At 36.9% G+C, this 23,896-nt stretch carries 24 protein-coding genes, 2 tRNA genes and 1 pseudogene; 14 read left to right on the forward strand and 13 right to left on the reverse strand.

Features of this window, described 5'->3' with window-relative positions; genetic code table 11:
* Window positions 1–294: 294 nt before the first annotated feature.
* Window positions 295–1,290, reverse strand: a complete 996-nt coding sequence (locus FPG78_RS05285; protein ID WP_144086943.1) for a ribonucleoside-diphosphate reductase small subunit — start codon at window positions 1,288–1,290, stop codon at window positions 295–297.
* A gap of 462 nt (window positions 1,291–1,752) precedes the next feature.
* Between FPG78_RS05285 and floA the strand changes: the two genes are divergently transcribed.
* Complete coding sequence (gene floA / locus FPG78_RS05290; RefSeq protein WP_144086944.1) at window positions 1,753–2,730, forward strand: flotillin-like protein FloA; 978 nt, start codon at window positions 1,753–1,755, stop codon at window positions 2,728–2,730.
* 32 nt (window positions 2,731–2,762) lie between these two features.
* Here the strand turns inward: floA and FPG78_RS05295 are convergent, their stop codons facing one another.
* Window positions 2,763–3,302 carry a phosphatase PAP2 family protein gene (locus tag FPG78_RS05295; RefSeq protein WP_144086945.1) on the reverse strand — a complete coding sequence of 180 codons (540 nt, stop codon included), beginning with the start codon at window positions 3,300–3,302 and terminating at the stop codon, window positions 2,763–2,765.
* Between the two features lie 233 nt (window positions 3,303–3,535).
* On the opposite strand from FPG78_RS05295, the gene FPG78_RS05300 reads away from it, so the two are divergent.
* The gene (locus tag FPG78_RS05300) at window positions 3,536–4,975 is read left to right on the forward strand and encodes a sodium:solute symporter family protein (RefSeq protein WP_144086946.1); all 1,440 of its coding nucleotides are present in this window, start codon (window positions 3,536–3,538) and stop codon (window positions 4,973–4,975) included.
* Between the two features lie 157 nt (window positions 4,976–5,132).
* Here FPG78_RS05300 and trmD read toward each other — a convergent pair whose 3' ends face one another.
* Window positions 5,133–5,816, reverse strand: a complete 684-nt coding sequence (trmD, locus tag FPG78_RS05305) for a tRNA (guanosine(37)-N1)-methyltransferase TrmD (protein WP_144086947.1) — start codon at window positions 5,814–5,816, stop codon at window positions 5,133–5,135.
* Between the two features lie 40 nt (window positions 5,817–5,856).
* A tRNA-Met gene (locus FPG78_RS05310) sits at window positions 5,857–5,931 on the reverse strand.
* A 206-nt stretch (window positions 5,932–6,137) separates the two neighbouring features.
* Here FPG78_RS05310 and FPG78_RS05315 point away from each other — a divergent pair.
* The 6 genes from FPG78_RS05315 to FPG78_RS05340 all read left to right on the forward strand — a co-directional run bounded on the left by FPG78_RS05315 (window position 6,138) and on the right by FPG78_RS05340 (window position 11,077).
* The gene (locus FPG78_RS05315) at window positions 6,138–7,697 is read left to right on the forward strand and encodes an LptF/LptG family permease (RefSeq protein ID WP_144086948.1); all 1,560 of its coding nucleotides are present in this window, start codon (window positions 6,138–6,140) and stop codon (window positions 7,695–7,697) included.
* Between the two features lie 214 nt (window positions 7,698–7,911).
* Window positions 7,912–8,400 carry a helix-turn-helix domain-containing protein gene (locus tag FPG78_RS05320; protein ID WP_144086949.1) on the forward strand — a complete coding sequence of 163 codons (489 nt, stop codon included), beginning with the start codon at window positions 7,912–7,914 and terminating at the stop codon, window positions 8,398–8,400.
* Window positions 8,401–8,750: 350 nt separating this feature from the next.
* Complete coding sequence (locus FPG78_RS05325; RefSeq protein WP_186292481.1) at window positions 8,751–9,215, forward strand: helix-turn-helix domain-containing protein; 465 nt, start codon at window positions 8,751–8,753, stop codon at window positions 9,213–9,215.
* A 102-nt stretch (window positions 9,216–9,317) separates the two neighbouring features.
* Window positions 9,318–10,484, forward strand: coding sequence for an AAA family ATPase (locus FPG78_RS05330; RefSeq protein WP_144086951.1), 1,167 nt, complete (start codon window positions 9,318–9,320; stop codon window positions 10,482–10,484).
* A complete protein-coding gene (locus tag FPG78_RS05335; RefSeq protein WP_144086952.1) occupies window positions 10,474–10,791 on the forward strand; it encodes a hypothetical protein in 318 nt (105 codons plus the stop codon). Before FPG78_RS05330 ends, FPG78_RS05335 begins: the two co-directional genes overlap by 11 nt.
* Complete coding sequence (locus FPG78_RS05340; RefSeq protein WP_186292482.1) at window positions 10,775–11,077, forward strand: PD-(D/E)XK nuclease domain-containing protein; 303 nt, start codon at window positions 10,775–10,777, stop codon at window positions 11,075–11,077. The genes FPG78_RS05335 and FPG78_RS05340 overlap by 17 nt, the downstream gene beginning before the upstream one ends.
* A 102-nt stretch (window positions 11,078–11,179) precedes the next feature.
* Here the strand turns inward: FPG78_RS05340 and mreB are convergent.
* Window positions 11,180–12,210: pseudogene (mreB, locus tag FPG78_RS05345) on the reverse strand (rod shape-determining protein MreB).
* 103 nt (window positions 12,211–12,313) lie between these two features.
* Entirely contained in the window at window positions 12,314–13,063 is a 750-nt protein-coding gene (locus FPG78_RS05350) for a UDP-2,3-diacylglucosamine diphosphatase (RefSeq protein WP_186292483.1), read from the reverse strand.
* 335 nt (window positions 13,064–13,398) lie between these two features.
* Here FPG78_RS05350 and FPG78_RS05355 point away from each other — a divergent pair, with 335 nt between their 5' ends.
* From FPG78_RS05355 to rnhA, 4 genes are all read left to right on the forward strand, one after another.
* Window positions 13,399–14,871 (forward strand): glycine--tRNA ligase, encoded by a 1,473-nt coding sequence (locus tag FPG78_RS05355; protein ID WP_144086955.1) that lies wholly within the window; start codon window positions 13,399–13,401, stop codon window positions 14,869–14,871.
* A 56-nt stretch (window positions 14,872–14,927) separates the two neighbouring features.
* Window positions 14,928–15,004 (forward strand) — tRNA-Ala (locus tag FPG78_RS05360).
* Between the two features lie 25 nt (window positions 15,005–15,029).
* Entirely contained in the window at window positions 15,030–16,751 is a 1,722-nt protein-coding gene (locus tag FPG78_RS05365; protein WP_144086956.1) for an Ig-like domain-containing domain, read from the forward strand.
* Between the two features lie 2 nt (window positions 16,752–16,753).
* On the forward strand, window positions 16,754–17,215 hold the full coding sequence (rnhA, locus tag FPG78_RS05370; protein WP_144086957.1) for a ribonuclease HI: 462 nt from the start codon (window positions 16,754–16,756) through the stop codon (window positions 17,213–17,215).
* Between the two features lie 81 nt (window positions 17,216–17,296).
* Here rnhA and FPG78_RS05375 read toward each other — a convergent pair whose 3' ends face one another.
* From FPG78_RS05375 to FPG78_RS05395, 5 genes are all read right to left on the reverse strand, one after another.
* A complete protein-coding gene (locus FPG78_RS05375) occupies window positions 17,297–18,892 on the reverse strand; it encodes an HD domain-containing protein (RefSeq protein WP_186292484.1) in 1,596 nt (531 codons plus the stop codon).
* A 226-nt stretch (window positions 18,893–19,118) separates the two neighbouring features.
* The gene (locus FPG78_RS05380; RefSeq protein ID WP_144086959.1) at window positions 19,119–19,445 is read right to left on the reverse strand and encodes a hypothetical protein; all 327 of its coding nucleotides are present in this window, start codon (window positions 19,443–19,445) and stop codon (window positions 19,119–19,121) included.
* 149 nt (window positions 19,446–19,594) lie between these two features.
* Window positions 19,595–19,858: a sodium:solute symporter family transporter gene (locus tag FPG78_RS08475; RefSeq protein ID WP_144086960.1), complete on the reverse strand. Its 264-nt coding sequence runs from the start codon at window positions 19,856–19,858 to the stop codon at window positions 19,595–19,597.
* Window positions 19,770–20,234, reverse strand: a complete 465-nt coding sequence (locus FPG78_RS07795; protein ID WP_144086961.1) for a sodium:solute symporter family transporter — start codon at window positions 20,232–20,234, stop codon at window positions 19,770–19,772. The genes FPG78_RS08475 and FPG78_RS07795 overlap by 89 nt, the downstream gene beginning before the upstream one ends.
* Window positions 20,221–20,685 (reverse strand): SLC5/6 family protein, encoded by a 465-nt coding sequence (locus FPG78_RS05395; RefSeq protein WP_144086962.1) that lies wholly within the window; start codon window positions 20,683–20,685, stop codon window positions 20,221–20,223. The genes FPG78_RS07795 and FPG78_RS05395 overlap by 14 nt, the downstream gene beginning before the upstream one ends.
* A gap of 86 nt (window positions 20,686–20,771) precedes the next feature.
* Between FPG78_RS05395 and FPG78_RS05400 the strand changes: the two genes are divergently transcribed.
* Entirely contained in the window at window positions 20,772–21,017 is a 246-nt protein-coding gene (locus tag FPG78_RS05400) for a hypothetical protein (protein WP_144086963.1), read from the forward strand.
* Between the two features lie 100 nt (window positions 21,018–21,117).
* Window positions 21,118–21,408 carry a hypothetical protein gene (locus FPG78_RS05405; RefSeq protein WP_144086964.1) on the forward strand — a complete coding sequence of 97 codons (291 nt, stop codon included), beginning with the start codon at window positions 21,118–21,120 and terminating at the stop codon, window positions 21,406–21,408.
* A gap of 370 nt (window positions 21,409–21,778) precedes the next feature.
* Here the strand turns inward: FPG78_RS05405 and FPG78_RS05410 are convergent, their stop codons facing one another.
* Window positions 21,779–22,717 (reverse strand): hypothetical protein, encoded by a 939-nt coding sequence (locus tag FPG78_RS05410; protein WP_144086965.1) that lies wholly within the window; start codon window positions 22,715–22,717, stop codon window positions 21,779–21,781.
* A 111-nt stretch (window positions 22,718–22,828) separates the two neighbouring features.
* Window positions 22,829–23,452 (reverse strand): hypothetical protein, encoded by a 624-nt coding sequence (locus tag FPG78_RS05415; protein ID WP_144086966.1) that lies wholly within the window; start codon window positions 23,450–23,452, stop codon window positions 22,829–22,831.
* Between the last annotated feature and the right edge of the window lie 444 nt (window positions 23,453–23,896).

Consider the following 23,896-nt stretch of genomic DNA (forward strand, 5'->3'; position numbering starts at 1 on the left):
ATGTGTCACAAGATCTTCTGCAAAATCTATTGCTAAATGACAATTTTGTGGTCTATGCTCCTCAAATACATTTAGTATGCTGCGGTGCTCGACTGCGCTTCTCCTAAAAACTGCTGATCACAAATAGGTTTTGCAGAAGGTCTACTAAATACTGGAACAAGAAAAAAGGCCCCCCTGTAAAAAGCTGCAATGCGAAAAGATAGCTGCTAAAGCTTGAGCAACTTTAGTGCCATGCAGTTTCTTTTTTTTGCATAACCCACACTATTAGGTCTCAGCGGTTCAAATCAATACCAACTAAAACTCCTCATCTAGCTTGAATCGTGCTTTGTCTTTATCATGAGCGATGCTGCTCATGACCCCTGATTTTTGGTATTCACCTACTCTTTTTTCAAAGAAATTTGTTTTACCCTGTAAGGCAATCATTTCCATAAAATCAAATGGGTTGGTTACATGATAGATTTTTTTGCATCCTAGTTCCAATAGCAACCTATCGGCAACAAACTGAATATATTGGGTCATCAACGTTGCATTCATGCCAATCAGCTTAACCGGCAATGCATCCGATACAAACTCACTTTCAATCGTTACTGCATCCGCTATAATTTGGGCAACCCGTTCCTCTGGGAGCTTATTTTTGATATGCTGGTTATACAGCAAACAGGCAAAATCACAATGCAATCCTTCATCCCTGGAAATAAGCTCATTAGAAAAGGTTAATCCCGGCATTAATCCCCTTTTCTTAAGCCAAAAAATGGCACAGAAGCTACCAGAAAAGAAAATCCCTTCTACTGCTGCAAAAGCAATCAACCGCTCTGCAAAGGAACCTTTACTAATCCAGCGCAGCGCCCAATCTGCTTTTTTGCCTACCCACTCAATGGTTTCTATGGCGTTAAATAACCTATGGCGCTCTTTGGGATCTTTGACATAGGTATCGATCAGTAAAGAATAGGCTTCAGAATGGATATTTTCAATAGCAATCTGGAATCCATAGAAAAACTTAGCCTCTGTATATTGCACTTCATTGGCAAAGTTTTGAACCAAATTTTCATTCACAATACCATCGCTAGCGGCAAAAAAAGCAAGCACATGGGTAATAAAGTGTTTTTCATCAGATGTTAAGTTTTCCCAGTCCTTTATATCTTGACTAAGATCAATCTCTTCTGCGGTCCAAAAACTCGCCTCTGCTTGCTTGTAAAAGCTCCAAATATCGTGATGTTCAATCGGAAACAAAACAAATCTATTTTTATTCTCTTGCAAAAGAGGTTCATCTGCATAAGTATGGTTGCTCATCTGATTTTTTCGTTTTACTGGTTGGTAAGTGGCATACAATTTAAGGCCATACACTGATGTATACAACAAACTTAGCTAAATGCAACCAAAGGTTCAATACTATGCATAACTTCTCATGCGATTTACCCAATTTAAATAAATTTATTTAATTGAAAATCAAATATATAATTTGATTTCAATACCTGCACCTTATGTGAACAACTTGGTTGAAGTAGATGTGTTGATTTAGCTAGGGACAGCCATAGGAAAAATGGTTTTGCGCTCCACTAGAGATAGGCTTGTAACCTTATTATTATTATAAAATAAGTTTTAGTGGTTAAACATTTTGATGATTCACAACAAAGAATTAGACTTAAGCGCTTTACTTTCACCCGAGTGTCGGTCTAAATTTAAGCTTTAGGCGTAAGGAGTCTACTCAGCGGGGTAATTTTTAATTTGTTTGCCATCTTTTATTCTATTATTATGGTCGTTTCACAACTCTATTGCTATCTTTTGCTGATCGCTGGATGTTTTCTGTTTTTTTATTTTTTCCCAGTTGGCCTTTGGATTACCGCTCGTTTTTCCGGCGTGAAGGTTGGCTTGTTTGAGTTGGTTTTTATGCGTATTCGTAAGGTTCCGCCTGGTATTATTGTAGATGGGCTTATAGTAGCCACGAAAGCTGGTCTTAAGCTGACCCTTATGGAGGTTGAAACCCATTATTTGGCCGGTGGTCATGTGCCATCTGTTATTAAAGCACTTATTTCTGCAGATAAAGCCAATATTAGCCTTTCTTTTAAGCAAGCTACAGCTATTGACTTAGCGGGTAGAAATATATTTGAGGCAGTGCAAATTTCTGTAAATCCCAAGGTAATCAACACGCCTTCTGTGGCCGCTGTGGCCATGGATGGGATTCAGCTTATTGCCCAAGCAAGGGTTACCGTTAGGGCCAATATTCAGCAATTGGTAGGCGGTGCTGGCGAAGAAACCATTTTGGCCCGTGTAGGGGAGGGAATTGTTACCTCTATTGGTTCTTCTGCGAGCCACAAAGAAGTATTGGCCAATCCTGATAAAATTTCACAATTGGTATTGAATAGAGGCTTGGATGCAGGCACTGCTTTCCAGATACTTTCCATTGATATTGCTGACGTCAATGTAGGCGACAATATTGGTGCCAAACTTCAAATTGACCAAGCCAATGCTGACTTACGTGTAGCAGATGCTAAAGCAGAGGAAAAACGTGCTATGGCGGTTGCATTGGAGCAAGAAATGAAGGCTAAATCCGAAGAGGCAAGAGCTAAGGTTATTTTAGCTGAAGCAGAAGTACCACAGGCTTTGGCATTTGCTTTAAGAAATGGCCAGTTGGGTGTGATGGACCATTATCGCATGCAAAATATAAAAGCAGATACCCAAATGCGTACAAGTATTGCAGCAGATGAGCTGCTTCCTACTAAAGGAAATTAGTGCGTACTTGCTATATACGATTAAAAATGACTTTAGCTTGTATTGTTATGGGATCTAATTTTTTGGTAAGCTTGATCCATTAATAGCCCTATACAGCACCCCAGTATAGCACCTGAAAAGACATCTAATGGGTAGTGTACCCCGCCATATATGCGGCCATACGAAACAATAGTAGCCCACATAAAAAACAAGCCGCTGAATTTGTATTTAGCCTTAAAAATTCGCCAAAAAAGCATTGCAAAAGCATAGGTATTGCTCGCATGAGCGGATGGGAAACCATATATTCCTTTATAAGTACCTACAAGATGGATCTCATCCATAGCATAACAAGGTCGATATCTTGCAAAAAGTGGTTTAAGCCATGTAGCGGAACATTGATCTGAGATCACAATCGTTAAGATAAAAAGCATAACACCCTTCCAGGCCAATGCTTTTCTAATAAAAAATAGCAGCAAGATATAGAGCGGCGCCCAAAAAAAAGTACTGGTTTTCAGTGTAAAAAAAAGATCCATAGCTGGATGGTTCCATTTATTTAATACAAGAAATAATGCTTGGTCAAGTTTATGTAGCATGGCTGGCGTTATAGGGTAGATGGTTTAAAACAATTTGGCATAACGCTATGGCACATTTTATCATGAAATTTGAAGTAGCGTTTGAATAAACTGCTGGCAATTTATACAACCTTACACAAAGACCCGAAAGACCCTAAAAATGCCACGTTAAATATATTTGTTTTTATCATTTAAAATAGCTAGCATGGCCTTTGCTACAGCTAGAATTTGCTTTTTATTTTATGCATCTATCCATGACATCCTTGTATATACCACTTTTGATGGTAGTGACCTTTTTATTACTTGAATGGCTTTTTATATCTTATTTTTCCATCACCCCCACTACATTTCGCGACTATGTTGTAAGCACTAAGCGGCATGATACGCCGCTTTTGGTCTATATTATATTATTTACTTTCTTGGAAAGTGGATTAATAGTACGTACGATACAGCAAGTGCATAACCTTGGGCTCCCTTGGATCATTTTCGAGTTTTTAAGCAGTTGCATGCCTTTCTGGATCATTAGTTGCTTAGCGCTACGCATGGCTCCGTTTATGGATAACCTATCTATGTCCGAGACAATAGGAAGCATGTATGGTAGGTATCCAATGCTCATTATATCGCTATCCAATATTTGTTGCTCCATTGTGGTTATTGCCATTCAAATGAATATCATCTCTTTAGCCATTAGCATCTGTTTAGATTGGGTGCACCCAAATATAATTACTTTTTTAACCATTTTACTCCTTGCATCCTATACCGTCGTTGGCCGAATGCGTGTTTTTAGCCTAACAAATATTGCGCAGCTAGCTGCTTTTTTAATCACTCCTTTGATTTTGTCTTGTTGGATATCTATGCGTATTGATCAATCCCTACTGGAACTCTTTCGTAGATTATTTACCAGTCAAGAAAAAATTCATTTCAGTAGCCTATGCCACTCAGACTTTAACCCACCAGCAATCCTATCATTATTTCTAGCTAATTTGGTCTCCTGTATACAGCCCTTGATTATACAGAAAGTGTATATGTCTTCTGATCACTTCCAAGCGCGCACGGTCTTCTTCTATACTGGTATTTTTGGAGTGATTATCAAGTTTTTTATTTTATTATTTGGTGTGATTGTCCTTGCGGCTGCTCCCCAGTTGCCTTTAACAGAAATTTGGAGCTATATCCTAACAGATATGCCACCTGCTTTAAAAGGCTTTGTGGCGATTAGTCTACTTGCTGTAGCGATCTCTGTAGCTGATATTTACTTAAATACCGCTTCTGTTATGTTTAGTCATGATATAATAGAAGGTCTGATGGGTCAGAAAGGGATCCTTTATCGCTATCAGATTCGGCTCGCTAAGTTAACAGCCTTACTGATGGGCCTGGTTGCTATATTACTTAGTTCCTACTGTGATGATTTAATGGAGTTGTGTAAATTATATTTTGATTGTTTTATACCTGTGGCCACAGCGCCCTTTATTTTAGCTGTTTTAGGTTTTCGCGGTACTTCCCGAACGATTTTGATCGGTATGGTTACAGGTATATTGGCCATTTGGAGCTGGAATAAATGGATAGAGCCTATTACAACTATCAATGGTGCTTTTCCTAGTATGGTAGCCAATTGCCTGGCTATAGTAGCTGCACACTATTTATGCGCACGACCAAAAAAACAGGTCAAGGTTGACCCTGAGCGCCAAACAAACTAAAACCTATTAGACCTTCTGGAAAACCTATTTCTAATGGCAATTTTGGTGTCGAAGCTTGTCTATGCTCCTCAAATACATTTAGTATGCTGCGGTGCTCGACTGCGCTTCTTCTAAAAACTGCTGATCACAAATAGGTTTTCCAGAAGGTCTATTGTATCTATTCAGCATTTTCGAGCAGATGTGGTCTTCTTTTTTGCGTTCTAGCTACTGTTTCTTGTTGCATCCACTCCTCGATAGCTTTGTGGTTACCAGAGCATAATACATCTGGAACCTTGTTACCCTCAAAATTATAAGGTCGTGTATAAGCAGGTGGCGCTACCAATCCATCTTGAAAAGAGTCTGTTAGTGCAGAAGAAGCATCCGATATCACACCTGGTATCACCCGAGCCATAGCATCTGCCAAGATAAGCGCAGGTAACTCTCCCCCAGAGAGCACATAATCTCCAATGCTGATTTCTAGGGTAATAAAATGTTCACGTATGCGTTCATCTATGCCTTTATAATGGCCACACAATAGGATCAGATGCCTCTTGAGCGAACATTTATTCACCAAATCTTGATGCAGTAGCTCACCATCTGGGGCCAGATATATGATTTCATCATAGCTTCTTTCTTTTTGAAGGGCTCTAATGCAATTGGCAATCGGCTCTGCCATTAACAACATGCCTGAAGATCCACCATAAGGTGTGTCATCAATTTTACCATGTTTATATGGTGAATAATCACGTAAGTTATGTATGTAAATCGAAAGCAGCTGCTGTTTTATCGCTCTTTGAAAGATAAAATGTTTAATTGGACTCTCAAAAAACTGAGGGCAACAGGTTATAATATCAAGTCTCATCCAGGCAGGAAAAACACTTCGTTAAAGATAGCCAGGTATGTAGCGAGGAGGGGAATTGAACCCCCGACCTTCGGGTTATGAATCCGACGCTCTAAACCGCCTGAGCTACCTCGCCGTACATTGCGTTTATCTAGTATAGTAGTTAAATTAGACCGCATTTAGAAGCGATTTTTAATCGTAACTGTGCTCCACAAAATAGATCTTGCCGATTTTATAAGGGGGCAACTGCACTTTCCTTAAAACTTACTTAACATAAATAAGTTTTCGAAAGCGGTCTATTGTTCCTATATTTACGGTAAATTTAGGGACAAATTTATAAAAATGAGCAATATCGCTATCAAAAAAATTGACAAACTACTATTACGCACCTTTATACCAACTTTTGTTCTATTACTTGCACTGGTATTATTTATAATGGTGATACAAAGTTTTTTCCTCCTATTTAGCAATATTGCAGGTAAAGAATTGGGGATCGCCATCTACACAAAATTGTTGTTTTACTTATCTCTCAGCGTATTTCGTGATGCTTTTCCTATTGCCATTCTAATAACTTCTTTGATTGTTTTTGGTAATCTTTCTGAAAGCTTTGAATTAACGGCTATGCGTTCTGTAGGTCTTTCACTACAACGTACCCTACGGTTGCCTTTTATTTTTATTCTTTTTTTAAGCGGTGGCCTCTTTTATTTTCAGGATTATGTTCATCCAAATAGCAAGCCTAAACTATTTTCTTTAGTAGAAGATATCTGCCAAAAAAAATCTGATTTGTTTATTCAACAAGGTGTTTTTTGCAACAATATACCAGGATATAGTATTCGGGTAGATAAAAAACTTAGCGATAGTGAACATATGGAAGGGATTATTGTCTATGATTATACTAAAAGGCATGGAAAGGTTTTTGTAACCATTGCCCAGAAGGGTAGGTTGTATACGCTACCGAATGAAGGGTATTTGGTCATGGAGTTTACCAATGGACATAATTATATGGAGCCTTTGCCCGCTAAAAGCAGTGAGGCTAAGTCTAATCAAGAATTATCGTTCTATAGAAATAGTTTTTCAAGTCAAAAGCTAAGGATTAATTTAGACGCACTCAAGCTTGGTAGCACAAATGCTAAATTTGCATATGATCCAAGGACAAGAACCCGCCCGCACTTAGAAAAAATGATTCAAGAAAGACAACAAGAACTCCTCAATCAGGAAAAAAGTAGCAAAGCGTTGTTGGCTCAAGAGACCATTCGTTACAATGCTATAGAAGCGCCTAGTGTGGAATTGAATGGCGATACAGTGGAAGAACTGGCATCATCTGCCCAAGAAGTAGCCAAAGAGGCTGATTTTATACTATTTAGAGATCAGCTTATAGAAAGAAAATCTGATTCGAATACAGAGCGTCATGCCCAACCATATAGCCATACCTTACAAAGACAAGTTGTTCGAGACGCCTTGAGGAATATAAGAAAAATAAAAAATAGCTTAATGGCTCAAAAAGGTGACGAAGACTTATTGCATAAAATATTAAATGAAACCTTATATGAAAAAAAACATCGCCTTGCAGTAACCGTGCGGTGTGTCATTATGTTTTTACTAGCAGCGCCCTTAGGCTGCATGATCAGAAGGGGTGGATTTGGCGTATCTGTAGGTATCAGTTTTCTTTTTATACTGCTGGAGTATATTCTTTCTATACTGGGCAAAGATTTCGCTACAGAAGGTAGCATCTCTACCTTTATGGGTGCTTGGCTTCCTAATTTTATACTGTTTCCTTTTTGTTGCTTCTTTTTAGTAAAGGCCCAGCAGGGTAGAGGATTATCTTCAACCGATTGGTATGTTTTTTATATAAAGATTAAGCAAATCATTAAGCGAAAGATTAGTACAGTATCAAGAGTATAACCACATTTATCCATTTACTCAATACAGTCCACTTGGACGTTTAGAATTTTTTTAATACAAAACAATCCTAACTTCCATTAAAATACGGTATTTTATTTAAATTACGTTTCACAATATTGATACAACATATGCGCATTTTATGGGCAGTTGTATTGGCATTTTTGATAAAAAATGGTATTTTCTCTATATTTAATAGCTATTTAATATTACATGCATGGAACAACTCACAGAAAAGCATAAAGGAAAAATAGTTGAGGCAGCTATTAAAGAAACTGGCTACCAGATGAAAGCGGTAGCTAAAAGGTTAGGTATTGCACGCAATACCCTTTATACTAAATTGAGAGAGGCAGACTTGGACGATGCGTTCATTATACATATTAGTAACATCATACACTATGATTTTTCTAAGAATTTGCCAGAGGTATATGAAAGGGCTGCATCCAAGTTTGAAGACAATCCTGAACGTTTTTATTTAGATAAGTCTGGGGAGCCTGGTGCATCTAATGAGCTGCCGCACTATAGTTATGGATACAAAAACCTATATTTTGCTGAATTACAAACGTTAAGCACAAAATATTTGAAACTTATGGAAGATTACCATAAGCTTTTGAAGGCTTTAATACTTCTAGCCAACACGAATGAATTAACAGGTATTAAGAAAGAGATTATAGAATTACTACAAAATGAAAAAAAAGAAGATTAAAATAGATGATAGCCTATTTTAAAAACGCTATAGCAGGGTAAAATGCTCATGTAAAATTTTCCTTCCAAAGGAGGGCTTTTATAGTTGCTTTTATAAATAATGCCACCCATTTCCTTCTGTAACAGGCTTTTTACTATGATTGGTTGAATAAGCAATGACCTTTTTGTACTGTAATGTTTTGAATTTTGGCTTAAAGCAATAACTTTAATTGAATAAGTTATATTTTTGTTATGTTAGTACATTTAACAATCTTTGTGTAACATATGTTATATGTAGCCAATAGCTATATTAACATATTAAAGCAAGTATGGTATTTTTTTGTTTTATTCGCAGTCATTTATACTCCAATCATGGAACAACATAAAGGAAAAATAGTCGAAGCAGCTATTAAGAAGAGTGGGTTTCGAATGAAAATATTGGCTAAAAAGCTAGGTATTGCCCGTAATACACTTTACATTAGGCTAAAAGAAGCAGATGTAAAAGACTCGTTTATTATAGAGGTTGGAAAAATTATACACTATGATTTTTCCAATGATTTTCCAGACATATATCGAAAAAATGAAGTACAAGATCATATTGAGCCCCCTGATTATAAATTTAAAGGCAATGTGGCTAGGCTCATTGATGAATCAAATGCCCTTATAAGAGATTCAAATCTTGTTAAGTTAGAAGCATTAAATAAAAAGTATTTGAGGCTGATGGAAGATTACAATAAACTTTTGAAAGTTTTGATTCTTTTAGCTAACGATAACGATGTAATGAACATCAAACAGGATATTATCCAATTCCTAAAAAGTGATGCGCAAGAAAGCTAGAACGATCCATTGAGTCATATGCCACTACTACTCCAAAGCAAAAAAATGGGTCACTTGGAAAAAGCTTTTTAAAAAGCATCATCAACCTTACATCTTCTAGTCATGAAAAAATTACCGATTGGTGTTAGTAACTTTCATAAGTTGGTATCTAATGATTACCTGTTTTGTGATAAGACAAATATGATTGCTGATTTCCTAGAAAAAGGCGATGAAGTTACCTTAATTACCCGTCCTCGCCGTTGGGGTAAGACACTCAATATGTCTATGTTGCAACACTTTTTTGCTTCAGAAGTGAATGGGGTTACTACAGCAGGGTTATTTGACGATTTAGCAATCGGAAGGCTAGAAAACGGCAGGTACATTAGGGAACATCAAGGGAAGTACCCTGTCATTATGATCAGTTTTAAGGATGTCAATGCAGATGATTTTCAGGGGGCTTATAATGCGATTTATGAATTGATCTTAAAAGTTTATAGTGGATATGCTTATTTGTTAAAAAGTGGTAAAATTAATGAAATACAATTAGAACGATTACATACTATCCTGGGTAAGCAGGCCAATCAACAAGAATTAAAATCTTCCCTAGAACTTCTTAGTCAATGCCTCTACCAACACCATGGCCGGAAAACTTATATTCTAATAGATGAATACGATACGTCACTCAATAAAGCTTATGGCAATAAGCCATACTTGAACGCTATGGTCGCATTTATGCGTAACCTATTTAGCACTGCCTTAAAAGACAATACTACACTAGAAAAAGGGATATTAACGGGTATATTGCGTGTTTCTAAGGACAGTATGCTCTCTGGGTTAAATAACCTAGAAACCTATACCTTACTAGATGAAGAATACAGTTCCCATTTTGGTTTTAGTGAAACGGAAGTTTCCGCTCTATTTAAAGCAAAAGATTTGGTTACTTCTATAGAAGAAGTAAGAAATTGGTACAATGGTTATAAGGTAGGGAACTTGGTTATGTATAATCCATGGTCTATTATTTCTTGTATCAATAGATCAGGTCGTTTTGATGTCTATTGGGTAAATACGGGTAACAATGATTTAATTAAACAACTGCTACTATCAGCTAGTGATAGCATTAAAAGGCAATTTGAACAATTAATGCAAAACAAAGCTTTAACTGTTCCTGTAGACAAACACATTGCTTTTGATCTATTGGATAGGGACGAAACGGCTTTATGGAGTTTACTTTTATTTGCTGGTTATTTAACCTTTCAGACAAGTAACCTAAGTTTAGATAGTGATATATGATTGTATCGTTGCGCTTCCCAATCAGGAAATACGGAGACTCTACAATAGATTCTTTAAAGAATGGTTGAGTAGTAAATTTGTTGATCAAGGTGTTTATAATTCTTTTTTGGAACATTCAGTAGTTGGCGCCGTTCCTCTTTTTGTGCAAGAACTAAGCTTGTTTTTACGGCAAAGTGCTAGTTGTTTTGACACACAATTTTCTAGAAAATCAGAAGGATTTTATCATGGGTTTGTCTTAGCAATGCTGGCCAGTTTAGGTAGAACCCATTATATACGCTCGAATCGAGAAAGTGGCTTGGGAAGATGATGTATTAATCATTCCTAAAGAGGGTCTAAAAGCGCTGCTATTGGAATTTAAACAGGTACGTAAAGAAGAAGAATTGAAAACTGCAGCTAAACTTGCCTTAGATCAAATACAAGCACAAGCTTATCATACCGAAATATTACAATATCCTTATGTAAAAGAAGTTATAGCATGCGGTATTGCTTTTTCTGGGAAATCAGTTGTAGCTGCTTACGCAACTTATGATTTGGCTGGTAAGCAATCTGGTAATGTTATTTTAACGAATAGATATAGTGCGCAAGAGGCGTAAGCTACAAAAAAGCAGACCAAATCTAATTGATAATCAGTAAAATATAATTATTAAGTTGATGCCATTGTAGAAAGGGAGGATATTAACAAGTCCCCCCTACCCCTAATTCATCAGCACACTGCGATAGGTTTCTATATCTTTTAATGCAGTACCGGTACCGCGTACCACGGCTTGTAAAGGTTCCTCTGCAACATGGACCGGAAGCTTGGTTATATTATGCAGCCGTTTATCTAAGCCACGCAATAGGGCGCCACCGCCTGTTAGGTGAATGCCATTTTTGTATATATCAGAAGCCAGCTCAGGTGGTGCCATTTCCAATGCTTTCAGCACCGCATCGTCAATTTTTAGCGCTGATTCCTCTAAAGCAACGGCTATCTCTCTATAGCTGACCGATATAATCTTAGGAATACCGGTCATCAGGTCTTTGCCATGTACGGCATAATCAGCAGGTGGCTCACCTAAATCCATCCATACAGCGCCTACGGCTATTTTAATTTGTTCTGCAGTACGCTCGCCAATCACTAAATTATGCTGCTTGCGCATGTAGTCTAATATGTCTTTATTGAATGCATTGCCTGCTACTTTAATGGATTGATCACATGCAATGCCCGATAAAGATATAACCGCTATCTCTGTTGTACCCCACCAATATCAACAATCATACAGCCAACAGGCTCGCCAATCTTAACGCCTATACCTATAGCAGCGGCAATGGGCTCGTAAATCATATAGACTTCTTTGGCACCTGTATGGGCAGCAGAGTCCCGAACAGCTCGCTTTTCTACATCAGTGGTGCCAGATGGAATGCAGATGATAATTCTATTAAAAAATGGGGTAAAAAGGGATAGCTTTTTTCTAGACAACATCTTGATCATACCTTGAATCATCAACTCTGCTGCATGGTAATCAGCAATGACACCATCCCTGAGCGGTTTAATGGTTCTGATCGTATCATGCGTTTTTTCATGCATTTGCATCGCAGCTTTCCCCACTGCAATCATCTTATTCGTGTTCCGATCTATTGCAATAATAGATGGTTCATCTACAACAATTTTATCGTTGTGGATGATTAAAGTATTGGCTGTTCCTAGATCGACAGCAATATCTATGTGAAAATAATTCCAAATTCCCATGTAACTATAATTGATGTATTAGATTTCTCTGGAGCTTCGAAAGAAGCCTATTAAAAAATTTAATAAAAGATTACCAAACGATACAACCTATACCAGGATAATCTTAAAATCTAAGCAATGAAAGGGCGGTGCCATCAAAACAAGCATATGTATGATGTGAGATCCAAGCGCTCAAATTACAATAACTGCTTGCATGATTGAACGCCTTTATATATGGACAATGCGTATGACCAAATATATAAAATTCGTGATGATTAAAAGGCTCTATCTTATCTTTGCAATAGCGAAATATACGGTCATTTTCTTCGAAAAACGAAGGCTTCGCATACTTTTTTTTTGCAAGATAGTGCGCTACCTGGTTATAGACCCAATCAGGTGGCAAAAACCTTACAAAAGATTGGAGCCAACGGCTATGGTATAGCCTGCGGAATAGTGCATAACGCATGCTAGGATGAATGGTATCGCCATGCCCAACTAAAAACCGCTTACCAGCAATGGTAATGGATGCTGGTGCGCTAAACAACTGCACACCACATTCCTGCATTAAATAATCTATAGACCAACCATCATGGTTCCCCAGAAAAAAATAAACAGGTATCTGGGCTTTGGAGAATTCCCAAAGCTTTGCTTGAAACCGAATGGCCCCCCTAGGCACAAGGTGTTTGTACTCAAACCAAAAATCAAAGACATCCCCTAATAAAAATAATGCTTGTGCTTGTGGCTTTATATAGTCTAGCCAATCTAATAGCTTATCTTCTAGCCAGGGAGGAGTAGCTATACCACTGGGCCGAAGGGGTAGATGTAAATCTGATATAAAAAAGATTTTTTTCTCTAATCTTGTTATGTGTATCAAAGCTATAAGCTAAAAAGTATAGAGGTTGACGGTCAACCACAACAACACAATAAAATTGGTTAAGCTGCAATAACCTGGACTTTATGCTTAATTTAAAAAAAATTATTAGCTTTGGGGCTACAAGAGCCTATGAAGTGTCTGCTTTATAAGCCTGGTTTTTACAATAGACCTCTTTCAAAACTCGATTGCTAAATGGCAATTTTGAAGCTTATCTACGCTCCTCAAATACATCTGAGTATTCTGGCGATTGCGCTTCTCCTAAAAATTGCTGATCACAAATCGCTTTTAAAAGCGGTCTAAAACTTTAAATAAAGTAAAGATAACCAAATAGCTACATGTCTACTACGGATGCTGCTTTAGACCACTCCAATCATGCCTTTAAAGGATTGATTGCCCATGCGCAAGCCTATGGGTTTATCTATCCATCTAGTGAAATTTATGATGGATTACAGTCTATTTATGATTATGGCCCCTATGGCGTAGCGCTAAAGCGCAATCTACAAAACTTTTGGTGGCAAAGCATGACCCAACTGCATGAAAACATTGTAGGGATCGATGCGGCCATTATGATGCACCCTACTACTTGGAAGGCTTCTGGTCATATAGATGGGTTTACAGATCCAATGGTAGACAATAAAGACTCCCAAAAGCGGTATCGTGTGGATCTACTGATAGAGGAGCATGCCATGCAATTGGTGGCCCAAGGGAAGTCGACTCAAGCAAAATCTTTAATGGAAGAGATGGAGCGCTGTTTAGCGACTGGTAACCTACCAGGACTAGATGAGCTACTAGAAAGATTTGCTATTGTATGTCCCCTATCTAAGACCGCTCATTGGACCCCTGTGCGCCAATTTAACCTAATGTTTTCGACTCAAATGGGTGCACAAAATGATGGAACTACTATTTATTTGCGACCAGAAACGGCACAGGGTATTTTTGTTAATTTCTTAAATGTTCAAAAAACAGCACGGATGAAGCTCCCTTTTGGGATCGCCCAAGTTGGGAAAGCATTCCGGAATGAAATTATAGCCCGCCAATTTATCTTTCGTATGCGTGAGTTTGAGCAAATGGAAATGCAGTTTTTCATTCAACCTGGCACAGAAAAAAAATGGTTCGACTACTGGCAAGAGACCCGTAAAGATTGGTATAGCAGCTTAGGTATTAACCAGGAAAAAATCAATATACATCCGCACAAGCAACTGGCACATTATGCAACGGCTGCGGTTGACATTGAATATGCCTTTCCATTTGGGTCTAAAGAAGTGGAAGGGATTCATTCTAGAACAGACTTTGACTTAAAACGCCATGAACATTATGCCAAAAAGAAATTACAATACTTTGACCCTGATTTGAAACAACATTATACACCATATGTGATAGAGACTTCTGTAGGGCTTGACCGATTGGTTTTAATGTTGTTGGATAATGCTTTAACAAAAACGGATGACCCAGCAAAAAGAACCTACTTAAAGCTGCCTGCTCCACTGGCACCTATTAAAGCAGCCATTTTCCCACTGGTAAAAAAAGACGGATTAGCCGAAAGAGCACTAGCGCTGTTTAACGCGCTTAAATATGATTTCCCGCTTATCTATGAAGAGACACAATCGATTGGCAAGCGATATACCAGGCAAGATCTTATCGGTACGCCTTATTGCATTACCATTGACTACCAAACCCTAGAAGATGAAACCGTTACCGTACGGGAACGAGATTCTATGGCACAATACCGCATGAAGATTGCTGAAACAGCCGGCTACTTACATGCTGCAACGCATATCAAATCACTGTTATTACAGCTAAAAACGTAGGTTAAACTTGATTTATTTAAGAAATATTGGTATCGTTGTATAATTCCTAATGCTAAGGGGGGTTAGCTCAGTTGGTTAGAGCGTCTCGATGGCATCGAGAAGGTCGGGGGTTCGAATCCCCCATTCTCCACCAGACAAAAGATAGCGACACCTGCATCATGCTTACATCAATTTCAACATCCTTACGGCGCTTCCATTTCAGCTATTTATTGCTCCTTTCTATTATTTCCTGTGTTGCGGTACAGGAACCAGAAGGTGGCCCTCCTGATGAGACCCCACCTAAACTAGTCCGTTCTTTTCCAGAAAATGGCGCATTAAATGTTAAGGGTAAAAAGATCCGACTTACTTTTAATAAAGATGTTGAGGATGAAAACATTTACAGCAATCTACTGATCATGCCCAAGTTAAATCAACCCAAAAATAAACAGCCCTACAGCTATACCATAAGTGGAAAAACGCTAGAACTGAAACTCAATGTCCCGCTACAAGAGGACACTACCTATTCCATCCACTTTAACAAAGCGGTTAAGGATACACATGAAGGCACTAAGGCAATTGGTGATCCATTAACCTTTAGTACGGGTTCTTTTATAGATCCGATTACGCTTAAAGGAAAAATAAAAGAGTTATTAACCAATAAGCCAGTAGGGGATGTTAGCGTCTATCTTTATAGTGCAACAAGAGACCCTGAAGAATGGCAAGAAAAAGGCACACCGGATTACTATACTACAGCTGATCAAGATGGAAATTTTTCGATAGGTTGTATACGGTTGGGCAAGTATTATATACGGGCTACTACTGGGAAAAGCAATACCTATAAAATCGATTATGAAAAGGATAAATATGGATTTTTTAAAGACCCTATTGACTTAAATGACGCTCGAGCAGATATTGTACTCGGCCTTATCGCATCTGATGTGCGTGACTTGAAGCTGCTACATGGTACGCCCCAAAAAGGAATTTTTGAAATAGTCTTTAACAAAGCAATCACAAGCTATCAACTGACGCCTCTGCAAACCGTAGGGACAAAGGACAAGCCACAGGTCTACAGTTTATGCTCAGAAGCATCACCTAAAACAATCACTATTTACAATACTTTTGGTCTCTTGCAAGGAGATACCTTTAAGGTTAAGGTAAAAGCTGAGGACCATTTGCACAACTCATTAGAAGAGGATATACCCATCCATTTCAAGGAAGGAAAAACAGACAAAACAACCCTAAGCTATAGCCTATCGCCATCCATACTGCCATCTATACTGCCTGATTTCACAACCTCTATTGTATTTAACAAACCCATTAAAACCTTTAAAGAAGGATTAATCTATTTTGAATGCAAAAACCAGCAAAAAATTGCATTAAAAGAAAATGAGTGGGCATGGAATGGAGACCGAACCAAGCTTACGATACAAAAACATTTCACTGCAGAAGAGATCATGCAGTTTGCCACACAAGAAGAGGAAAAAGAGCATAAAAGTAAAACTATAAAGCAGATCGTTACGCTACAGGTAGAACCGGGTGCTTGTACGGCGTTTGACCAAACCACCCATAAAAAGATTTGCCAAACCTATCCACTTAGGAGAAAAGAAGAAACAGGCACCATTTCAGGAAATGTAGAGACGGATAGGCCCTATTTCATTATTGAACTATTGAATCAAAAAGACGAGTGTATAGATTCCATGCGGAATAGAAAAAGCTATCAATTTAAAATGGTTCCGCCTGGATCCTATAAAATGCGTTTATTGGTCCTCAACGAAGGGGAAGAGGAGTGGTCACCTGGGAATATCCTTAAAAACATTGAGCCAAATCCAGTAATCTTTTACGAAAGAGAAATCAATGTGATTGAAAACTGGGAGGTAAGCGGTATTGATTTTAAACTTTAATAATGATTCATATCTATACAGACGGTGCTGCTAGAGGAAATCCAGGTCCAGGTGGATATGGCATTATTTTAAAGCACAACGGCTACACGAAAGAACTATCCCAGGGCTATAGAAAAACAACCAACAATCGCATGGAGCTACTGGCCGTTATCATAGGCTTAGAAGCCCTAAAACAGACAAGACAAGAGGTCACGATCTATTCCGATTCCAAATATGTCATCCATGCAGTAGAAAAAGGATGGCTTAAAAATTGGATCAAAATAGATTTCAAGCAGAAAAAAAATCCTGATTTATGGAAACGTTTCTGGACGGTCTATCAAAAACATCTTGTTCAATTTTGTTGGGTAAAGGGCCATTCTGGCCACTATGAGAACGAACGCTGTGATGCGCTTGCTGTGGCCAGCAGCTATGCCAATCTGCTTGTAGATACCTATTATGAAAGCAATAGCTGCATAGCGTTTTGAAGATTAAATAGGTAAGGATTATATAAATAACCTGATTAGTATGATTTATGCACATTTTCAAGTGATTTTTCAGCACATATTTCAATTAGTACTTTTATTTACCCTATTGACAATAGCTTGACAAATTTTTTTCATTTGATCAACTATGTGATTTACAGCATCCAGTTTCAGCATTTTCCCCAATGGGATGTAAAAAGCTAATGTTTCTTCAGCTACTCTTTTCTGTTTTTCAAATGAATGAAACCCAATGGTTTGCAGGTTATGTAACCGGTCAGCTAATTTGACCATAATAACTCTTATATCTTTATAATCAGCTATTTTTTGTTTATTCTCTGTGGCTGTAAGTTTGATTTTTCTCCATGCTATACAATCCATATTTGTAACCTTATCGACTATGTAGGCTACTTCTTTTCCATATTGATAGGCTATTTGATCTAAGCAGAGTAGTGTGTCTTCTATAGTATCGTGTAGTAAAGCTGCAACGATAGCATCCGGATCATTGGTCATCTTTAATAAAATGGTGGCTACCATTAATGGGTGAGTGTAAAATAAGTCTCCTGATTTTCTGAACTGACCTCTATGTATCTGCTTAATCTGGTCGATGACATTTTGCACAATGTTTAGATCTAAATTCGTATTTTCTTGTAGCTGAGACAAGAAAGCTTTTTCTATAGCCAAAGAGGCTTCAGTTTCCCATGGCCCTTCCCAGACAGGTAGTTCATCTGTTACTTTAGGTCGAATGGCCTGTAAATCTACTGGTATTATGTAGACTAGCTGATTAGACCTTTCCGTCGTTATGATTTCACTATATCCATAATGCGCATCGATGACGCGTTGATTTTTATAGCCAGTTAATTCAGTTATACTGTTAGGAATACTGATTTCAGAAATCGTTGTGTGTACTGTGTAAACAGGTTTTACGCTTACATAATCTTGTGTTGTAGAAAGTATAAAGCCAATTGCAGGAGCTATTTTTTTATAATGTCGATTGGTTACTAGATGCAATGGATAACACAATGTGGTTTCTTGCAAGGATAAAATAAGTGGAAAATCTGTCGATTCTTTTTGTAAATCATTCAATTTGCTTACGAATAGTTGAATAATTTGTTCACTATCACAACAAATAGACTCACATTTTGTGTCGACACAAACTTGTACTTTCTCCTCTAATCCTAGTGGTTTAAGCGATACAGCTAGTTTAGCAAGCAGTTCATTAACTTCTATAGGAGCTACATTGAGGCGTAAATAGGCTATATTGCTATAAGTTCGATTTTTATAGTAAGTAATAAAGGCATCTAATTGCTCAACAGATTTTTGAATAGAAAGACTCTTTTTAATGGTTTGTTTTGATATTTCCTTTAAACTTTTTTTTACATAGTTAAAATAAGCTGCTTGGTTAAAGAAATGTTTTTCTTGTAATACTTGATGTTGTATACTATATAAGTAGTCTAATTCATTTAATCTTTGTATATGGTTGAGTTGCTGTTGTTGCGCATATAGTTGTGCGATTTGCTTTCTTTTTCTATAGGAAAAAATCAAGCCAATAAGCAGGGACATGGTAACTTGATAACCAAGTAGATAATATGAGGTATTGTACGCATTCCATTGTACAGGCCCAAAATGATCCTTAAACAATAACCATCCAAGTGTAATACTCAATAATGTAAGCCATATCATATTAAAGCAGTCTATTAACACCATCAAAAAGATCAGGGAGAGCAGCATCTGTATAACCCATAGTATATTTCCTTCCGTAGCTAATATCATGATAGTACTTAGGAATGGTAAACAGTAAGAAATGGTAAAAAGAAAAAACAGTGGAAGACATTGTTCTTAAAGTGTTTGAGGCCATTTATCCTTTATGATTAAAAAGAAGCAGCAGATAATACCTATAGAACGTAAACTACGCAATAATATTTGGTCGGATACTATATTGTTGATCTATAAAATGGGGTATAAGCAAGTTGCATCCACAAAGTGCTCCAAATAATAGATAAGGCGCTCCATATCTTTGCACATTATTTTGAATATAAAATAATATTGTATGCAAATTAAGCATTTCTTTGTTTATGATTTTAAATACCCTACGATTAGCTGGCTTAAACATTATGATAAATTTATTTACAGCACGATCAATTTTGATCCATCCCTTGTATCTCCAGTAATGGACAAAAAAGAAAATAAGTCCACTGGTCAAAGTAATGATGGGGATGGATAGTATATTATACATAGCAGGAAATAGTAGGTTTGACAATATAAAGGTTATTACTGCGATTAGTTGCGAGGCTATAAAAGCTTTTTTATTGGCCTTAATACCAATAATAGCTGATATAAATGGCACCAAAAGCATTGGCGCTATCATTTCTAATGCTTTAAATCCTAAATAAGGATATGAACCATTTGTAATGCTATAAGTGTTGCTAAAAATCCTGTCAGTAATGTAGTATATCTCACCCAATGGCATGCATCAAAGGTCGTCAATCTGTTTTTACATAAAGGATTCACTACGTCATGTATTAAAGTCACTCCTGCCACATGAATATACGAATCAGCACTAGACATTATAATAGCCAATAGACCAGCTATAGCCAATCCTTTTATGCCTGTTGGTAACAATGTTTGAATGATATGTGGTACAACCATATTGGATTTTAGGGCCGGGTATAGTACCAACCCTCCTAATCCAATAAAGCAGGACCAAGAAACGAAAAGCAGGATCAAATAAAGAAATGATCATATATTTACTACGCAACTGACGTTTATCTTTGGCCATAAGCATCCTCTGTACAACTGCAGGATCTACCATACCTATTTGCAAAAGCCATATAAAAAAATAGATCATGTAACGATAAAACCGTTCATGGCCTAGGATCAAAAATTTTTTTGAGGGTACCTTTAGAAATAATGCTTCTATACCTCCTACATGATATACTACATTATAAGTAATAAGCGGAATGGTAACCATAAATATAAAAAGCTGGACCATATCTGTTATGGTAACTGCCTTAATACCGCCCATTGCTGTATATAAAAGGTTCACTGATTATACCAAGAGCCGTTAACTGTATACTGGTATGTATAATGGCATTTAAGGTACTTAAAATCCCCGTAATGATCCTAGCGGATCTACCATAGATTCCCATAATCTCTGCAAGGGTCAAACAATTAGGAAAGTAGACCATTTTAGGCACAATAAAGAGTGCCCTGATTATATAAGCAATCGGAAGAGAAGCAATAGAAATATTAACGATGATACCTTTGTTAAATACAGCTGCAGCATCACTTAGGATACTTCCTGCACCTATATCAGTAGCCAAATAAGTAGCTACTAAAGGAATAACCCCATACATTTTACGGGCAATAGTATACTCTTCCATAGTTTTAGCGCTTTTCCCTGCAAAGAGCCCTATTAAAAAAGTAACTGATAAAAAGATATATACGATACTATGATCTAAATCTGCATAGTGCATATTGGCAAACTTTTATTTTTATGCTTATAATAGTAATTATGCATTTGTAAGCTTTTTTAGTTAAAAAAACTAATAAAATAATCCTAATGTCTTTCTTATACTATACTGTCAATGGAATTTCCGGTACCCCTAGACAAGAAATCACAGATTATATAGCGGAGTATTTTGAAAAAAAGGAAAAAAAAGTAACCCGAATAGCTGATCCAAAGGGATCTAACTATGGAAGACTAGTCAATGACATAGTCATACACCATCGCATGCCATTATCTGCTTTTACAGAAGCTTTGCTTTACCTTACCTGTAGCAAAGAGATATTTGACCAAGTTAATTGAAATAGCCATGCTATAGTGGTCTCTAAGGGTTCTTTTTTGGAAACATTTGGTTATCAAAATCAACTAGCTGATTGGGAGCTAGAAGACGCTAGGAAGTTCTTTGCTCTATTTACCAAACATATCAGAAACGTCTATCCGCTGCTTTCTATATATACTTACAGAAGATTACATAACAGCTGAAAAACGTGCTGGAAAAAAGTTTGAATACAAAAATGCGCAAGAAAAATACTTAATCGATTCGAATCGTTTCTTAGATATTAAAGCACATCCCATCATTCAAGAGATAGGTATTAAATTGGTCAATGTAGAAGTAAAAAGTAGAAATTCCACGGAAAGTATTTCAAGAAGCAATAGAACCGATTTTATAGATCAAAGCTATCTTTTATTTTAAGTGCTAAAATATTATTATGTGCTTATGGAGCCATATTTATTGCTGTTTTTATACTATTTCAATAGATCCCTAAGTGGATTAGCAAGTTCATAAACCCTGTTATTAACCTGATCAAAGCTGACATCATTACCTTGAATAAAACCAGCAAGATAGACCTGAGCTGTAAGCAACCGGGTATCTTCTATTCCTATTTTTTTAAAGAGCTTTTTTTGGTTTTGGCCATCCTTTATAGCACTATAAATTGATGTGAGGGTACTAGAGACAGATATTAAATCAGTGATACCAAAAGCATAAGCAATATTATAGAATAATGTAAAGCTAACTACCTTCTCTTTAAGCCCAGCATCATCACTATATTCAATCTTATCAATTAAGGCAGTAAAGTAAGGCTACTATACATTTCTTCAATAGGCTGCAAGATACATTGCTTTATTTCCTTAAAAATTTTTATAGGAGTGCAGCTATCCTTGTTCGCATGGCACTTCATAACGCTTTGCAATTTAGCACGGCAACACGTTTCAATCGCCTGAATATGACCTGTATTGCAAATGGATGCAATAGCTTGACAAGCCGCTTGATAGCTTGATTCAGCCTCTTGAAGCAGCATTTTTCCTTGCGCAACACTGGTATTCAGCGCGTGGAATATGAACAAGTCAACTACCTTACCCCAAGGTAAAAGATCATGATATAAATAATTTAAAACTAGTTTCGAAAACCTTTCAACAGGAGCCTTATAAAGGTTAGGACGATTGCAGGCTTTCAGATTGCGGCACTGTTTGTTAATGGTATTGTCCATTTTTATTGCTGCAAAGTCCTCAGCGATTTGACTAAAATCTTCTAATTTCATAAATCGATGATCAAACAGGTCCTTTAAGCGTTTATCATGCGCTAATTCCCAATGCTTTAGATAAAACAACGTATGCAACGTACTAGAGGCAGCTTTATACATTTGCAACTGTTTAACCTGTTCCTCGGAAATTCTAGTACCATCAAGCGTACTGATTTCATTATATAGCATGAAATCACGCTGCTGACAGTTATCCTTACGCTGTTTACCGTGAAAGTCGTTATCAACTCTAATAATATCATTACTAGTATAATCAGCCCTATGCAGATAAATGTAGCGACAATATTCCTTAAATTTTTTAAGCAAATCATTTATTGCGCGCTCCACAATATGAAATTCAGATGGTGACTTCGAATGAGCGGACTGACTAGCTGCCTTTTTTTTGCGTGAAGATGAAGTGGGCACCATATCGTTGCTTGCATGGTAGATGCATCCAACTATACTAGCAACAGATTGACCCATACAATAAAACGATAGCAATAGGTATTTATTTTTTTCATTTTTTTAAAAGTTTAAATAAAATCTAACAAAATTGGCTAGTTATCAAACAAATCTGATCGTTTCAGTAGATTGCTAAAAGATCAATAGTTCAGTAATCTTTTTTTTGATCAAATCAAGATTAAGATTACCTGCAATAAAACGGGCAAGATAAAACTTAGCCATAAGTAACTGACTTTCTTCTCTGCCTATCTTCTTTAAGCAGGCTTCTTTTTTCTTCACACTAGGCCTATAAACCAATACAAGGTGACGCACGTTAAATGCCAAATCGATTATGCCAAAACTACAAGCAATGTTATAGAACATTGCAATACTGTCGGTAACCTTCTCTTTAAGATGCGATTCATCTCTATATTGGATACGATTAACTATATGAATAAGGGTATCATACCCACTTTCAATGGGGTCCAAAATATATTGCTTTAGATCATTTAAAAAACAGGTATGCCTATCTTTAATAGGCTGTAAAATAGATTGCTGTGCCTTTTTAAGGCTTTTTAGAGGACTACAGCTGTTTTTACTTGGGCTACAAAGGGCCTTTTCTATTTTAGTGCAGCAATATTTGGCACAAGCTTGAATATCGGCTAGGCTATACATATTGTTAATAGCTTCACAAGCTATTTTATATTTTTTTTCAGCTTTCTTAGCATCAATTTTACCTTGCGCAATACTAGCATTAAACGCATGTAATATTAACAATTGAACGATTTCACGCCAATAAGGTAAAAAATCTTGATGTAAGTAATCTAGAATGCCAGGAGTATTTTGGCGATTGGCGTGCTGAATGCCTTCACCAGCAACTTTAATAAATCATTTATGCTCTTTTCTAGGCGATGATCAGGGTTGCTTTAATCCAAAGTATAGGAATGACCAACCATGCTTTTTTGCACTGAAGATGGACAATGCATCCTATAATTGCCTGAATGATAAATACATCCAACTGATACTAGCAATAGATTAATCCATACAACAGCATGATAGTAGTAATTATTTATTTTTTTCATTCATAAAATTTATTTTTATATAAAGGATTTTAATAGTACAAAAAATTTTATATAAAATCAAATATTTAAAAAATAAATTTACAAGTGAAGCAAAAGGAATTTTTATGCTATTAGACCTTCTGTAAAACCTATTTGTGAT

This window comes from Cardinium endosymbiont of Dermatophagoides farinae, assembly GCF_007559345.1.
GTDB lineage: Bacteria > Bacteroidota > Bacteroidia > Cytophagales > Amoebophilaceae > Cardinium.